The following is a 15308-nucleotide window of genomic DNA, read 5'->3' as shown; positions in this document are numbered from 1 at the left end:
ATAGTAGAGAACATCAAAAGTCATACCGGAGGACAGCCGTGAACATCTTATTAGTTGCCATCAATGCGAAATACATTCATTCCAATCTTGCTGTGTACAGTCTGAAGTCTTATGCAGGAGAATATCAGGAACAGATTCATATTGCAGAATATACGGTGAATCACCGTTTGGAATATATTTTACAGGAAATTTATAAACAGAAGCCGGACGTATTGTGTTTTTCCTGCTATATCTGGAATTACCGGTATGTGCGGGAATTGATTGCAGAATTGCACAAGTTAATGCCGCATGTGCCCATTTGGGCAGGAGGACCGGAGGTTTCCTATGAATCAGAATATTTTCTGGAGGAGAATCCAGGAGCGGCAGGCGTGATGCAGGGGGAAGGCGAGGGAACGTTTCGGGAATTGTGCAGGTATTACCTTAAGGAGGAGATTCAGCCTTTGGAGCAGATTCCGGGACTGGTAGTTCGGAGTGCAGAAAATACTCTGGTGCGGACAGGAAGCCGGGAAACGCTGCCTATGGATGAGCTTCCCTTTTGTTATGGAGAACTGGAAGAGTTTCAAAACAGGATTATTTATTACGAGACAAGCAGAGGCTGCCCCTTTTCCTGTAGCTATTGTCTTTCTTCCATTGAGAAAAGCCTGCGGTTCCGTTCCTTTTCCCTTGTAGAGAAGGAACTGCAGTTTTTCCTGGATCATTCTGTATCCCAGGTGAAATTTGTAGATCGGACCTTTAACTGCAATCATAAACATGCCATGGACATCTGGCGGTATCTTAAGGAGCATGACAACGGAATTACAAATTTTCATTTTGAGATTTCCGCAGATTTGCTGACAGAAGAGGAACTGGAGCTGATTAATTCTCTGAGGCCCGGATTGATTCAGTTGGAAATCGGGGTGCAGTCCACCCACAAGCCAACGCTCGAGGCAATTTGCCGAACCATGAATCTGAACCGGCTGGAGCAGTCAGTAAAAAGAGTGCAGCAGGCGGGAAATGTGCATCAGCATCTGGATTTGATTGCAGGACTCCCAGAAGAAGATTTTGACGCTTTTGTAAGGTCATTCGGGCAGGTATATGAGTGGAAGCCAGAGCAGCTGCAGCTTGGATTTTTGAAAGTGCTGAAAGGTTCTCAGATGTATGAGCAGAGAAAGACCTGGGGCCTGATTTATCGGGATCAGCCTCCTTATGAGGTACTGGCCACCAACTGGTTGTCTTATGAGGAAATGCTGGATATCAAGCTTGCAGAGGAAATGCTGGAGGTATATTATAACAGCGGCCAGTTTGGAATGACGGTAAAGGTTCTGGAGCTTATCACAGAGGAGCCCTTTCACCTGTATCTGGAACTGGGGAAATTTTATGAAAAGCGGGGACTGTTGGCTATGAGCCATTCCCGCATGAGAAGATGTGAGATTTTGCTGGACTTTGCAGCCCAAAAGGATATAGAACATCTGGAACTTTATCAGGAAACGCTGACCTTTGATTTGTATGCAAGGGAAAATATGAAGACACGCCCAAAATGGGCGCCGGATATGGCAGAATATAAGGAACTTGCCAGAACATACTGCAGGAATGGGAAGCTTTCACATCTGGAACCTTTCTGGTACGATATGAGAGAGCTGGTAGAACAGAAGACACTGGTTTCCTATCCTGAAAAGCAGACAGAACGGCAGTTTTATCTGTTTTCTTATGAAAAGCGGAATCCCCTTACGGGGCAGGCGAAGCTCAAGGGGCTGAATTACGGGAATCAAAGGAAGGAACTAAGATGAAAAAGAGAACGAAAGAGATTTTAAGTAGGCTGGATGAAGCTTACGGCAAAGAATACCGCTGCTATCTGAATCATGAAAACGCCTGGCAGCTTTTGATTGCAGTTATTATGAGCGCACAGTGCACCGATGCCAGAGTGAATCTTGTAACCAAAGATTTATTTCGGAAGTATGATACTTTGGAAAAATTTGCATATGCTGAGATAGAGGAACTGGAACAGGATATTCATTCCATTGGATTTTATCATAATAAGGCCAGAAATATTATCCTCTGCGCTAGAAAACTGGTGGAGGAATTCGGCGGTGAGACGCCAAGAAGCCTGGAGGATTTGATTTCCCTGCCGGGGGTAGGCAGGAAAACCGCCAATGTGATACGGGGAAATATTTATCATGAGCCAAGCGTGGTGGTGGATACCCATGTAAAACGGATATCTAAGCGTCTGGGGCTGACCAAGGAAGAAGATCCGGTGAAGGTGGAATATGATTTGATGAAAGCTTTGCCCAAGGATCATTGGATTTTGTACAATATTCAGATTATCACATTGGGAAGAAGTATCTGCACTGCCCGTAATCCCAAATGCAGCGAATGCTTTTTAAGTGATTTATGCCGGGCAGAGGAAAACAGAAAGGCGGAGAACTATGCTGGAACGCTATGTGGCGGTGGATTTGGAAATGACCGGACTGCACCCAAAGACTGACCGGATTCTGGAAATCGGTGCGGTGAAAGTGGAGGATGGGAAGCAGGAAATCTTTCATAGGATGGTGAATCCCAGGATGGAAATTTCCAGAAAAGTGACAGAACTTACAGGGATTACGGATGAAATGGTAAAAGATGGCTGTGAACCGGAAAGGGCTGCGGCGGAATTCAGGGAGTTTGCAGAAGGGTTTCCGTTGGTGGGCCATAACCTTATCTATGATTACAGCTTTCTGAAGCAATGTCTGGTAAATCATGGAGAAACCTTTGAAAAAGATGGAGTTGACACGCTGAAGCTGGCGCGGAAATTTCTGCCGGAAGCGGAGAAGAAAACGCTGGATTATCTGTGCAGCTATTTCCAGATTTCAAGAAAAGAAAATCACCGTGCCCTGGAGGACGCAAAAGCGGAGAAGCTTTTGTTTCAGTATTTGCAGGAACAGTTTGAAGCTCAGGAGCCGGAAGCATTTTTGCCGAAGCCGCTGCTGTACAGGGCTAAAAAACAAGGCCCTGCAACGGCAAAGCAAAAAAAGTACTTGAAAGAACTGACCGACTGGCATAAAATAGATTTAAATGTGGATTTAGACAGTCTTACCAGAAATGAGGCTTCCAGAATGACAGATAAGATTCTGGCGGCTTACGGAAAACTCTCTTCCCGAGGAGGAGCGTAGACCGTTATCCAAGACAGCATGGCTGGAAAATAAATCGAAGGCTGTCAGAAGAGACAGTGCAGCAGGAAATCAGCCGGAGGCTGTCAGAAGAGACAGCGCAGCAGGAAATCAGTCAGAGGCTGTCAGAAGAGACAGCATAGTCAGGATTGGTTCTTTCATCAGGGAATTCAGGTTAGAAGCACTGGCTTTTAAGGCTTCCAGCTTGTCTGGCTGTCCGGTCTGAAGATAGAGCTCTGCCAGAAGCTGATAGGTGCTTTTGATATCGCTTTCAATGGATACCGCAAACGCCAGCACCTGGATTGCTTCTTCCGGATGGGACAGCTCATGCAGGCGCTGTCCCCAGGAGTTCAGAGTTCGGACCAGCAGTGTGAAATTCTGATCATACTGGGTCAGAAGGGGCAGATTGGCGGCCCCGTAGTTTAATTTTAAATCGGTGTTGGTGATGCCGGTAAGGTTCAGGATTTTTTCCTCCTTCAGCTTTAGAATCTGTTCTTCGCACTGGTGCAGGAAATCATCGGAGAATCTGGCAAAGGGCAGGGATACTCCTGTGAAATCCACATAATTCAGATTGGAAATGTCTTGTTTTCTGGTGGCGTTGGCGTTGTTTTCCCGCTCCCAGAAATCACGTTCCGTATTCTTGCGTATGCGGTCGGCTTTTCGGCGTTTGTAAGAGACTACCACAACAAAAATCATAACCCATCCAAAGAGTACAGGGACTTTCATAACATTCATCTTCCTTTCTTTTGCAATGTAATTAGATATGTTTTTATTTCGTATGGAGGTGAGTCCGATGATTAATTTTAATAATCCGAAAACAAAAAAGACAATTGCGGCGGTAATTGCGGTGGTTTTGGTTGCATCCATGGTTGTGTCCGTATTTTTATCGGCATTTGTATAAGCAATAAATGCATCTGTTCATAATATACAGAAAGTGTATCATTATGTCAACGAAATTCGTGGTTTCGTATCTTGAAAAATTGCTTTTTTATGATAAAATTAGGTAAGTAGGTAATAAACGAAGCGTATTGATAGGAGAATAGATATGAAGAGAAAGTGGAAAATGTATGTTTCAATTGCCGGCGCAGTTCTGACGCTGGCGCTGGCAGCAGTAATAGCCATTCCGGTAGATGCGGAGACAAAAGAGACAGATACGATTCCCCAGCGGGTGTATTTCGGCGATATTTCTGTGGGCGGAATGACACAGGAAGAAGCGAAAGAAGCAGTAAAAGAACACGTAGAGAAATTGCAGAGCGAGACGATTACCCTTCAGGCGGGTAAAAATACAGTTCAGATTCCGGTTTCTCAGATGGGGCTTTCCTGGGGGAATGAAGAGATTGTGGAAGAGGCTGTCGGACTTGGAAAAAGCGGAAACCTGATTACCCGTTACAAAGCCATGAAGGATCTGGAGAATGAAGATAAGGTTTATGAACTGGCGTTTCAGGTAGATAAGCAGATGGTAACCAGAGTTCTGGAGAATAATGCGGAGGTTCTGAACACAGAAGCGGTAAACGCAGGACTTACCAGGGAAAACGGAAGCTTTACGGTGATTCCGGGAAGTCAGGGCGTTACTGTGAATGTAGAGGAATCGGTAGATATTCTTGAGAAATATTTTTCTCTTGAATGGGAAGAAGGAGCCGGAACGGTGGAGATTGCAGCGGATGTGGTAGATCCCAAAGGAACGGAAGAAGAGCTTGGTAAGGTGAAGGATCTTCTGGGCGGATTTAATACCTCTTATGCGTCCTCCGGTGCAGGCCGTTCCAAGAATGTAGAAAACGGAGCCAGCAAAATCAACGGTTCGGTGATTTATCCCGGGGACAGCTTTTCTGTTTATGAAGCGGTAAGCCCCTTTGAGCCGGAAAATGGATATGAGCTTGCAGGTTCTTATGAAAACGGAACTACGGTAGAGACATACGGCGGAGGAATCTGTCAGGTGTCCACAACTTTATACAATGCGGTAATACGCGCAGAGCTGGAGGTTACGGAGCGTTTCAACCATTCCATGATTGTAAGCTATGTAGATCCATCTGCAGATGCGGCCATTGCAGGAACCTATAAAGATTTAAAATTTGTTAATAACACCGATGCTCCTATTTATATCGAGGGATATACTTCCGGACGTTCCCTGTATTTTAACATATTCGGCGAGGAAACCAGAGAAGCGGGCAGAGAGGTAAGCTTTGTCAGCGAGACGCTGTCCACCACGGAGCCAGGCACTCAGTATCAGGCGGCGCCGGGCCAGCCCATTGGATACATGAGCCAGACACAGTCCTCCCATACCGGTTATACCGCCCAGTTGTGGAAAGTGGTAACGGTAAATGGCGTAGAACAGAGTCGGGAAATATTTAATAAGAGTACTTATAAAGCGTCTCCGAGAATTGTGGCAGTGGGAACTGCTTCCGGCAATCCGGATGCAGTAAACGCCATGAACGCAGCAATCGGTTCCCAGAGTGAAGGAGCCATCAGTGCAGCGGCAGCCCAGTGGAATGATGAGGCGTTGGCAGCCCAGCAGCAGGCGGCAGCAGATGCAGCGGCAGCAGCGGCGGCAGCTCAGCAGCAGCAACAGCAACAGCAGCAGGATGACGACAAAAAGAATAACGACAAGAAAGATAATAAAGACGACAAGGACAACAAGGACGACGGCAAGCAGGATGACGATCAGAAAGAAGATGACGGCGGCGGCGACGCACCGGAAGATGGCGGTGAAAGTGATGGTTCCGAAAACGAAGGCGAAGAATAAATAGCGAAAGAATCATAAGGGATAAGGCTGTTTCAGTAGTGAGACAGCCTTATCCTGTCCATTTTTATAAATTAGAATCATAAATCGGCCTGAGAGGATTGGAGAATGAAAACAGGAAAAGTTCCGGAGAGCGTACTGAAACGTTCCGTATTAAGACAAATACATACCAGACGGGAAGAAGTTCTGCTAGGAGCGGGGGTAGGGGAAGACTGCGCTGCATTGAAGCTGGCAGAGGATGAAATATTTGTGATTTCTACTGATCCGATTACCGGCACGGCTACAGATATCGGCAACCTGGCCATTCATATTACCATGAATGATCTGGCCTCTGCAGGCGCAGAGCCGGTGGGAGTTATGCTGACGATTCTTTTGCCGGAGGGGGCTGAGGAATCGGATTTAAAAGAAATTATGAGACAGATTGAAACTGCCTGCGCCCAGGGAAAGGTGCAGATTATTGGAGGCCATACCGAGGTAACCAGAGCGGTGAATCAGCCTTTGGTAAATGTCTGCGGAGTGGGGAAGGCCAAAGAAGGAAAGCTGGTATCCACAGCGGGGGCAAGGCCAGGAGACGATATTCTGGTAAGCAAGTGGATTGGACTGGAAGGGACGTCTATTATAGCAAAGGAAAAAGAGAAAGAGCTGGCAGGCAGGTATCCCATGCAATTGATAAAAGCAGCCCGGGAATTCGACAAATATCTGTCTGTGCTGCCGGAGGCTGCAGTCGCCGTCCGGTCCAATGTCAGTGCGATGCATGATGTGACGGAGGGCGGGATTTTCGGAGCTCTCTGGGAACTGGCGGAAAGCTCTGGGATTGGACTTGAAATAGATTTGAAAAAAATACCTGTAAAGCAGGAAACCATAGAGGTGTGTGAATTTTTTGGGATTAATCCCTATGAGCTGATTTCCAGCGGATGTATGCTGATGGCAGCGCCGGACGGGAACCAGCTGGTGCGGGAGTTAGAGAAAGAAGGAATTCATGCAGTGGTAATCGGGAAGGCAATGGAAGGAAATGACCGTGTGCTTCTGAATGAAGATGAGAGAAGATTTTTGGAACCGCCGAAGACAGATGAGCTTTATAAAGTAGTATAATCTGCAAGGTGATTTCTCCTGATGAAAAACAAGCCAGGAGGAAATGCCTGGCGGCAGAAAGGGTGAAGGAATGGAAATGAGAGAGAAGATTTTAACCTTTATAGAGAAGAACAGCAGAGTGGATTTGAAAGAGCTGGCAATTATGCTTGGCGTAGAGGAAGCAGCAGTGGCAAACGAAATGGCAGCCATGGAGGAAGAACATATTATCTGCGGGTACCATACGCTGATAGACTGGGACAAAACCAGTATTGAGAAAGTGAATGCATTGATTGAAGTCCGCGTAACCCCTCAGAGGGGAAGAGGATTTGACAGTATTGCAGAACGGGTTTACAACTATCCGGAGGTGAACGCCGTTTATCTGATTTCCGGCGGCTATGATCTGCTGGTGACGCTGGAGGGGAAAACCCTGCGGGAAGTGGCGCAGTTTGTTTCCGATAAACTTTCTCCGCTGGAATCGGTGTTAAGCACCAAGACGAATTTTATTCTGAAAAAATATAAAGACCATGGAACGGTAATTGCCAAGCCAAAAGAAGATGAAAGGATGTTGGTGAGCTAATGAGAAATCCACTGTCAGAGCGCATTACAGAGGTTCCCTTTTCTGGAATCCGGAAATTTTTTGATATTGCAGCGGAGATGAAGGACGTCATTTCTCTGGGGGTGGGAGAGCCAGATTTTGACACTCCCTGGCATATCAGGGATGAGGGGATTTATTCTCTAGAAAAAGGCAGGACTGCTTATACTTCTAATGCGGGATTGAAAGAACTGAAGATAGAGATTGCAAAATATCTGAACCGGCGGTTTCAGGTATCCTATGATTATAACACGGAAATGATGATTACGGTAGGAGGCAGCGAAGCTATTGATATCGCTATGCGGGCCATGTTAGATCCCGGGGATGAGGTCCTGATTCCCCAGCCCAGTTATGTTTCTTATATGCCGTGCGCGGTGCTGGCAAACGGGGCGCCGGTGATTATTAATTTGAAAGAAGAAAATGAATTCCGGCTGACGGCAGAAGAGCTGGAAGCATCCATTACTCCTAAAACAAAGCTTCTTGTGCTGCCTTTTCCCAATAATCCCACAGGCGCCGTGATGGAGCGGAAGGATTTGGAAGCCATCGCAGAGGTGATAAAAAAGCATGATTTATTTGTATTGAGCGATGAAATCTATGCGGAGCTTACATATCTGGAAGGGCAGGATCATGTGACGATCGCTTCTCTTCCGGGAATGAGGGAGCGGACGGTATTAATTAACGGATTTTCCAAGGCTTACGCCATGACGGGATGGCGGCTGGGATATGCCTGTGCGCCCAAGGTAATTTTAGAACAGATGTTAAAAATTCATCAATACGCGATTATGTGTGCGCCTACCACCAGCCAGTATGCAGCAGTGGAAGCGGTGCGCAGCGGCGATGCAGATGTGGCAGGGATGCGGGAAGAATATAACGGCAGACGGCGTTATCTGATGCACCGGTTCCATGAAATGAATCTGAAATGCTTTGAGCCTTTCGGGGCGTTTTACGCCTTTCCCTGCATTCAGGAATTCGGTATGACTTCTGAGGAATTTGCCACCCGAATGCTTCAGGAAGAAAAGGTGGTGGTAGTGCCGGGAACTGCCTTCGGAGACTGCGGAGAGGGCTTCCTTCGAATTTCCTATGCTTATTCCCTGGAAAGTCTGAAAGAGGCTCTGGACAGGCTGGAATCCTTCATCCGGAAATTGAGGAAATAAACATGGCAAATCTGAATATTGTGCTTTTTGAGCCGGAAATTCCGGCAAATACAGGAAATATCGGCCGTACCTGTAAGGCTACCGGAACCAGGCTCCATTTGATTGAGCCTTTGGGATTCCAGCTGAATGAAAGGGCAATTAAGCGCGCCGGCATGGATTACTGGAAAGATGTGGATGTGACAAGGTACATGAACTGGCAGGATTTTCTGGAAAAGAATCCCAGGGCCAACATTTATATGGCAACTACCAAGGGAAGGAAGATTTATACAGAGGTTCAGTATGAGCCGGATTGTTATCTGATGTTTGGGAAGGAGAGCGGCGGGATTCCGGAAGAGATATTAAAAGAATATCCGGACGCCTGTGTGCGGATTCCCATGGTAGGGGAAACACGTTCGCTGAATCTTTCTAATTCTGCCGCCATTGTCTTGTATGAAGCACTGCGGCAGAATCAGTTTGGAGGACTGAAGCTGGAGGGACAGCTTCATCGGTTAAGCTGGGAGGACTGAAGCCATGAATTTGATAGAAGCCAGAAAGCTGGTGCATGAATATATCAGACGGGATGAAGAAGGAAATGTAGAGGGAATCCTTGCAGCTTTGGATGGCGTGGATCTGGAGGTGAAGGCAGGGGAGTTTGTGGCAATTTTGGGCCATAATGGTTCCGGCAAATCCACGCTTGCCAAACATCTGAATGTGCTTTTAAAGGCCAGTGAAGGCACCCTCTGGGTAGATGGAAAAGATACGCTGGACGACAATTATCAATGGGATATCCGCAAAAGTGCCGGAATGGTATTTCAGAATCCGGATAATCAGATTATTGCAGGAGTGGTAGAAGAGGATGTGGCCTTCGGCCCGGAAAATATCGGGGTGCCCACAGATGAAATCTGGAACCGGGTGGAAAAGAGCTTGAAATCTGTGGGGATGCTTGGGTATCGGGAACATTCTCCCAATAAGCTTTCCGGGGGCCAGAAACAGCGGGTTGCGATCGCCGGCGTTATGGCTATGGAGCCTAAATGCATTGTATTGGATGAGCCTACCGCCATGCTGGATCCTCAGGGACGCAGAGAGGTTCTGGAAGCGGTAGGAGCTTTAAACAGGGAGAAAGGCATTACCGTCATCTTAATCACCCATTATATGGAAGAAGCGGTGCAGGCAGATAAGGTTTATGTGATGGATCATGGAAAAGTTGTAATGCAGGGAAAACCCCGGGAGATTTTTTCTCAGGTGGATCGGTTGAAATCTTATCGCCTGGATGTACCTCAGATTACCCTTCTGGCCCATGAGCTGCGGAAAGAAGGGCTGCAGATACCAGAGGGGATTCTCACAAGACAGGAGCTGGCGGAGGCATTATGTCAATTATATTAGATAAAGTGAATTATGTGTACAGTGAAGAAACGGCTTACGAAAAACAAGCACTGAATCAAGTCAGCCTTAAAATTGAAGACGGCGAATTTATCGGTATTATCGGCCATACAGGTTCCGGCAAATCTACATTAATTCAGCATTTGAACGGTTTACTGAAAGCAACCTCAGGCGGCATTTACTATAACGGCAGAGATATATACGAAGAGGATTATGATCGCAAAGAACTGCGTAGCAAGGTGGGGCTTGTGTTTCAATATCCGGAACACCAATTATTTGAGACTACGGTTTTTGCAGATGTATGTTTCGGCCCTAAGAATCTGGGACTTTCCAGAAAAGAAGCAGAGCTTCGGGCGTTCAGTGCGCTGAAAAGTGCAGGGCTGCCGGAAGAATATTGGTACCGCTCTCCCTTTGAATTGTCCGGGGGTCAGAAACGGCGGGCGGCTATTGCAGGAGTCCTCGCCATGAAACCGGAGGTTTTAATTCTGGATGAGCCTACCGCCGGATTAGATCCCTGGGGCAGAGAGGAGATTTTGAATCAGATAGCATCTATGCATCAGGAATTAAATATGACGATTCTTCTGGTGTCCCACAGTATGGAAGACGTGGCGGAATATGTGAAGCGGATTATAGTAATGAATCAGGGCAGCATCTTGTTAGACGGCGCTCCGAAGGAGGTCTTTCTTCATCAGCAGAAATTGGAAGCGGCGGGCCTTTTGGTTCCTCAGGTTACTTATTTGATGCAGGAATTAAAAGGCAGGGGGATTCCTGTTTCTGTGGAGGTTACTACACTTAAGGAAGCCAAGGAAGCTGTTTTACAGGCGTTTTCAAACCGCAGGCTGGGATAAAGGGAGCGGAAACTATTATGTTAAGAGATATTACAATCGGACAATATTATCCTTCAGATTCAATTTTGCATAAGTTGGACCCGAGAGTAAAGCTGCTGGGAACGCTGGTTTATGTATTGTCCCTGTTTTTCTTTCGGGGTGCGGCGGGATTTGCGGCAGTTACCCTGGGGCTGGCCGCTTTGATTTGGCTGTCTAAAGTGCCCCTTCGCTATATGGTAAAGGGACTTAAGGCCATTGGGGTAATTCTTGTGCTTACCGGAATGTTCAATCTGTTTTTGACGCCGGGAGAACCGCTGGCGTCCTTTGGAATCTTTAAAATTACAGAGGAAGGCTTAAAAAATGCAGGATTTATGGTGATCCGGCTGACCTATCTGATTCTTGGCAGCTCTGTGCTGACCTTGACAACCACCCCCAATCGACTGACCGATGGTTTAGAGAAGGCATTAAGGCCCTTAAACAAAATCGGGGTTCCGGTACATGAGATTTCCATGATTATGTCTATTGCCCTCCGATTTATTCCTATCTTAGTGGAGGAAACCGATAAAATCATGAAAGCTCAGCTTGCAAGAGGAGCAGATTTTGAAAGCGGAAATCTGATAAAAAAAGCAAAGGCCATGGCGCCTCTTTTAGTGCCCCTGTTTATTTCTGCTTTCCGCCGCGCCAATGATCTTGCTATGGCGATGGAGGCAAGATGCTATAACGGCGGAGAGGGAAGGACGAAGATGAAGCCTTTAAAATATACAGGAAAGGACGGATGGGCCTATTTGATTATGGCGGGATATTTTGCAGGAATCATAGTATGCGTCTGGATGTCAAGGAATGGGAGAAATAGTTGAAACGAGTAAAGCTGATCGTTGCCTATGAGGGTACAAATTACTGCGGCTGGCAGGTGCAGCCGAATGGGATTACAATTGAAGAAGTGTTGAACCGGACATTGTCGGAACTGTTGGGAGAGGAAATTCAGGTAATCGGTGCAAGCCGGACAGATGCAGGGGTGCATTCTCTGGGAAATGTAGCGGTTTTTGATACGCAAACCAGAATTCCGGCTGAGAAAATCTGTTATGCCCTGAATCAGTGGCTGCCCGAGGATATTGCGGTGCAAAGTTCCTGTCAGGTGGAAGCGGATTTTCATCCCCGCCGATGCTACAGTGAAAAGACTTATGAATACCGTATCCTGAACCGGAAAATTCCCATTCCTACCCTGAGACGGGATACCTATTTTTATTACAGAGCTTTGGATGTGGAAAATATGCAAAAAGCAGCGGCTTTTCTGGTGGGAGAGCATGATTTCAGGAGCTTTTGTTCGGTAAGGACAAGCGCAGAAGATACCGTACGGAAGATTTTATCCTGTACGGTAACAAAATCCCAGGAAGACATTATCACCATACGGGTGACTGGGACAGGATTTTTATATAATATGGTAAGGATTATTGCCGGAACGCTGATTTCAGCAGGCGTGGGGGAATTTGCTCCAGAATCCATACCGGAAATTCTGCAGAAAAAAGACCGAGGCGCGGCCGGACCTACTGCGCCGGCTCACGGGCTTACCATGATTGGAATTAATTACGGAGGAGGGAATGGATGAAATGTTAAAGAAAATGGATCAGATGAAAATGAAGGAGAAGCTTCAGTTTGGCTATGGTCTGGTGATTGGACTGATGATTGTAATTACCATATTTGCCATGATAGGCTTATTTCTGGTGCAGGGAAAAATGAATTCTTATATCAATGGCGCCCTGGCAGCCGATACCGCATTAAAAACCTGCAGGATTGAATCTAATATTGCGGCAAGGATGATACGGGAGCTTGCCCTGAATGATGATAAGGACATGCTGACAGAATATAAGGGAAATATTGAAGAAAGCATGGCTGCCATTGAGAAAGCCCTTGCAGAATTGAAAGATGCAGGCGTAATTGAGGATGAACTGAACCAGAAATATGAGACGGCGTTAGTGAACTGGATGGAAGTTGGATACCGTATTGTAGAGGATTTAGAAGCCGGAAATCGTGCAGAGGGAATTACTTTGATTATCACGGAATGTTCTCCGGCACTGGAAGAAGCTGTGGGAATTGCAAAGGAAATCAATAATGTTACAGATGCAATAAAAAAATCATCCCTGCGGATCAATCAGCAAACAGTAGTTGTTGTAATTGCCTTTATGATTTTTGTGCTGGGACTTGCAATATTCACAGCTATAAAAGTAGGAAACAGGATTGTGGAAAGTATTTTAGGGCCGTTAAATGAGATTGAGAATGCGGCTGTGGAGCTGTCCAGAGGAAATCTTCACACCAATGTTACATATCACAGCGAAGATGAAATCGGGAAACTGGCTCATGCGCTGCGCAGTTCCATCGAAAGGCTAAGTTCCTATGTGGCGGATATTGATCGCGCCATGCATGAGTTTGCGGAAGGGAATTTTGACGTTCAGGCTGAAGTGGAATACAGAGGGGATTTCATGGGCATTGAAGAGTCATTGATGCATTTTGAGAAAAATATGTCAGATATGGTAAAGAATGTCCAGACTGTGGCAAATCAAGTGACCAAAGCATCCGAGCAGATTGCCGCAAATTCCACAGAGCTGGCAGAGGGGGCGTCTGAGCAGGCAGGAGTAACCCAGGAGCTTTCAGTTACCATTGAGAATGTTTCCGGGCAGATTGACCGGAATGCGAAAGAAGCGGTTGATATCAGCAAGGAAATACAGCAGGTGGGACGGGATCTGGAGTACAGCAATGGGAAAATGCGGGAGATGGTGGAATCTATGAACAGAATCAGTCAGTCCTCCAATGAAATCAGTAAGATTATCGCTGCCATCAATGAGATTGCTTCTCAGACAAACCTGTTGGCGTTAAATGCTTCTATAGAAGCAGCCAGGGCAGGAGAAGCCGGAAGAGGCTTTGCGGTAGTTGCAGATCAGGTTTCCCTGCTTGCTTCCCAGAGTGCGGAAGCAGCAACGGAATCTACAGCCTTGATTGAAGAATCTGTCAGTGCTGTGGAGAAAGGAATGGTAATTGCCAATGAAACAGCCAGCCAGCTGCAGGAGGTAGTAAAGGGCGCGCTGACGATTATTGACAAAATCAATCTGATTGCAGAGGCCTCCAGGGAACAGGCCCAGGCGGTGAATCAAATCAATCAGGGCGTAGAGCAGATCAACCATGTAGTGCAGACCAATACAGGAACTTCTGAGGCATGCGCTGCCTCCAGTGAGGAAATGACTGCACAGGCAGAGACGCTGCGGGGAATGATACAGCAGTTTAAGGTTGGAAAGTTTTAAAAATAATTGACAGGGAACAATCTATGTAATATAATGGTCAGGTATGGCGAGTTAGAAATGCAAGCCTTTCTCCGGCGAAGCGTTTTTACTTTGATGTACAAAGAAAAATGTAAATGGTGTGAAAATGATAGAACGGATGAATTCATAGAATCAGGACGGCATTCGGATATCAGAGTAACATTGTAAAATTCAAGGAGGTAACATTTGATGAAAACTTTTATGGCCAGCACAGCGGCAGTGGAAAGAAAATGGTATGTAGTTGATGCTGAAGGAAAGACATTGGGACGTTTGGCGTCAGAAGTGGCAAAAGTATTAAGAGGAAAGCATAAGCCGATTTTTACTCCTCATATTGATACAGGCGATTATGTGATTGTTGTCAATGCTGAGAAGGTGAAAGTAACCGGTAAGAAATTGAATCAGAAGATTTATTATCATCATTCCGGATATGTAGGGGGAATGAAAGAAACCACATTAAAAAATATGTTGGCAGATAAACCGGAAAGAGTTGTGGAACTTGCTGTGAAAGGCATGCTTCCGAAGGGACCTTTGGGAAGACAGATGTATAAGAAATTATTCGTATATGCAGGACCGGAACACAAGCATGCAGCTCAGAAACCAGAAGCTTTCACATTTTAATCAGGAGGTAAAATAAAATGGCAGATGCAAGATATTATGGAACAGGCAGAAGGAAAAAATCAATCGCCAGAGTATATTTAATGCCAGGAACTGGCAAGATTACAATTAATAAAAGAGATATTGATGATTATCTGGGACTGGAAACTCTGAAGGTTATCGTACGTCAGCCGTTGGTGGCAACAGATACGGTAGATAAGTTCGATGTCCTGGTAAATGTAAAGGGCGGCGGTTATACCGGACAGGCAGGCGCTATCCGTCACGGGATTGCCAGAGCATTGCTGGAAGCCGATGCTGATTACAGACCCGTACTTAAGACTGCAGGTTACCTGACACGTGACCCGAGAATGAAAGAAAGAAAGAAATACGGTCTCAAAGCAGCTCGTCGCGCTCCGCAGTTCAGCAAGCGATAATTACAAGCAGAATAAGAGATTTAGTGAAACCCTTGAAAGTCCAGTATTTTCACAATGTCATTAACTTAAGGAAAAGAACAATACCGGATGTCTTTACACCCATTCAT

16 protein-coding genes are annotated in these 15308 nt (G+C 46.2%); 15 read left to right on the top strand and 1 reads right to left on the bottom strand.

Annotation, left to right across the window (positions count from 1 at the left end):
- Positions 1-38: 38 nt before the first annotated feature.
- From E5329_RS14445 to E5329_RS14435, 3 genes are read left to right on the top strand one after another with little or no spacing between them, the layout of a single operon-like run.
- Positions 39-1766, top strand: coding sequence for a B12-binding domain-containing radical SAM protein (locus E5329_RS14445; protein WP_135990216.1), 1728 nt, complete (start codon positions 39-41; stop codon positions 1764-1766).
- On the top strand, positions 1763-2461 hold the full coding sequence (gene nth, locus E5329_RS14440; RefSeq protein WP_135990215.1) for an endonuclease III: 699 nt from the start codon (positions 1763-1765) through the stop codon (positions 2459-2461). Before E5329_RS14445 ends, nth begins: the two co-directional genes overlap by 4 nt.
- On the top strand, positions 2403-3125 hold the full coding sequence (locus E5329_RS14435) for a 3'-5' exonuclease (RefSeq protein ID WP_135990214.1): 723 nt from the start codon (positions 2403-2405) through the stop codon (positions 3123-3125). The genes nth and E5329_RS14435 overlap by 59 nt, the downstream gene beginning before the upstream one ends.
- Positions 3126-3233: 108 nt before the next feature.
- On the opposite strand, the gene E5329_RS14430 is transcribed toward E5329_RS14435, so the two are convergent.
- Positions 3234-3848, bottom strand: coding sequence for a hypothetical protein (locus E5329_RS14430; protein WP_135990213.1), 615 nt, complete (start codon positions 3846-3848; stop codon positions 3234-3236).
- A 319-nt stretch (positions 3849-4167) separates the two neighbouring features.
- Between E5329_RS14430 and E5329_RS14425 the strand changes: the two genes are divergently transcribed.
- The 12 genes from E5329_RS14425 (at position 4168) to rpsI (ending at position 15201) form a co-directional block, all read left to right on the top strand.
- Positions 4168-5862 carry a VanW family protein gene (locus tag E5329_RS14425; protein ID WP_135990212.1) on the top strand — a complete coding sequence of 565 codons (1695 nt, stop codon included), beginning with the start codon at positions 4168-4170 and terminating at the stop codon, positions 5860-5862.
- Between the two features lie 105 nt (positions 5863-5967).
- On the top strand, positions 5968-6951 hold the full coding sequence (locus E5329_RS14420) for an AIR synthase family protein (RefSeq protein ID WP_135990211.1): 984 nt from the start codon (positions 5968-5970) through the stop codon (positions 6949-6951).
- Positions 6952-7027: 76 nt separating this feature from the next.
- Complete coding sequence (locus tag E5329_RS14415) at positions 7028-7507, top strand: Lrp/AsnC family transcriptional regulator (RefSeq protein ID WP_135990263.1); 480 nt, start codon at positions 7028-7030, stop codon at positions 7505-7507.
- Positions 7507-8676: an aminotransferase class I/II-fold pyridoxal phosphate-dependent enzyme gene (locus E5329_RS14410; RefSeq protein ID WP_135990210.1), complete on the top strand. Its 1170-nt coding sequence runs from the start codon at positions 7507-7509 to the stop codon at positions 8674-8676. Before E5329_RS14415 ends, E5329_RS14410 begins: the two co-directional genes overlap by 1 nt.
- Positions 8677-8678: 2 nt before the next feature.
- Positions 8679-9182: a tRNA (uridine(34)/cytosine(34)/5-carboxymethylaminomethyluridine(34)-2'-O)-methyltransferase TrmL gene (gene trmL / locus E5329_RS14405; protein WP_135990209.1), complete on the top strand. Its 504-nt coding sequence runs from the start codon at positions 8679-8681 to the stop codon at positions 9180-9182.
- A 4-nt stretch (positions 9183-9186) separates the two neighbouring features.
- Entirely contained in the window at positions 9187-10038 is an 852-nt protein-coding gene (locus E5329_RS14400; protein ID WP_135990208.1) for an energy-coupling factor transporter ATPase, read from the top strand.
- Positions 10023-10883 (top strand): energy-coupling factor transporter ATPase, encoded by an 861-nt coding sequence (locus E5329_RS14395; protein WP_135990207.1) that lies wholly within the window; start codon positions 10023-10025, stop codon positions 10881-10883. Before E5329_RS14400 ends, E5329_RS14395 begins: the two co-directional genes overlap by 16 nt.
- A gap of 17 nt (positions 10884-10900) precedes the next feature.
- Positions 10901-11719 (top strand): energy-coupling factor transporter transmembrane component T family protein, encoded by an 819-nt coding sequence (locus E5329_RS14390; RefSeq protein ID WP_135990206.1) that lies wholly within the window; start codon positions 10901-10903, stop codon positions 11717-11719.
- On the top strand, positions 11716-12468 hold the full coding sequence (truA, locus tag E5329_RS14385; RefSeq protein WP_135990205.1) for a tRNA pseudouridine(38-40) synthase TruA: 753 nt from the start codon (positions 11716-11718) through the stop codon (positions 12466-12468). Before E5329_RS14390 ends, truA begins: the two co-directional genes overlap by 4 nt.
- Positions 12461-14155, top strand: a complete 1695-nt coding sequence (locus tag E5329_RS14380) for a methyl-accepting chemotaxis protein (RefSeq protein ID WP_275443290.1) — start codon at positions 12461-12463, stop codon at positions 14153-14155. Before truA ends, E5329_RS14380 begins: the two co-directional genes overlap by 8 nt.
- Positions 14156-14362: 207 nt before the next feature.
- Entirely contained in the window at positions 14363-14791 is a 429-nt protein-coding gene (gene rplM, locus E5329_RS14375) for a 50S ribosomal protein L13 (protein WP_135990204.1), read from the top strand.
- 17 nt (positions 14792-14808) lie between these two features.
- Positions 14809-15201: a 30S ribosomal protein S9 gene (gene rpsI, locus E5329_RS14370; protein WP_135990203.1), complete on the top strand. Its 393-nt coding sequence runs from the start codon at positions 14809-14811 to the stop codon at positions 15199-15201.
- Positions 15202-15308 lie beyond the last annotated feature (107 nt).

The organism is Petralouisia muris, from assembly GCF_004793545.1.
GTDB lineage: Bacteria > Bacillota > Clostridia > Lachnospirales > Lachnospiraceae > Petralouisia > Petralouisia muris.
Note: the sequence above shows the minus strand (reverse complement) of the source record. Positions and strands in the feature narration are given on the sequence as shown.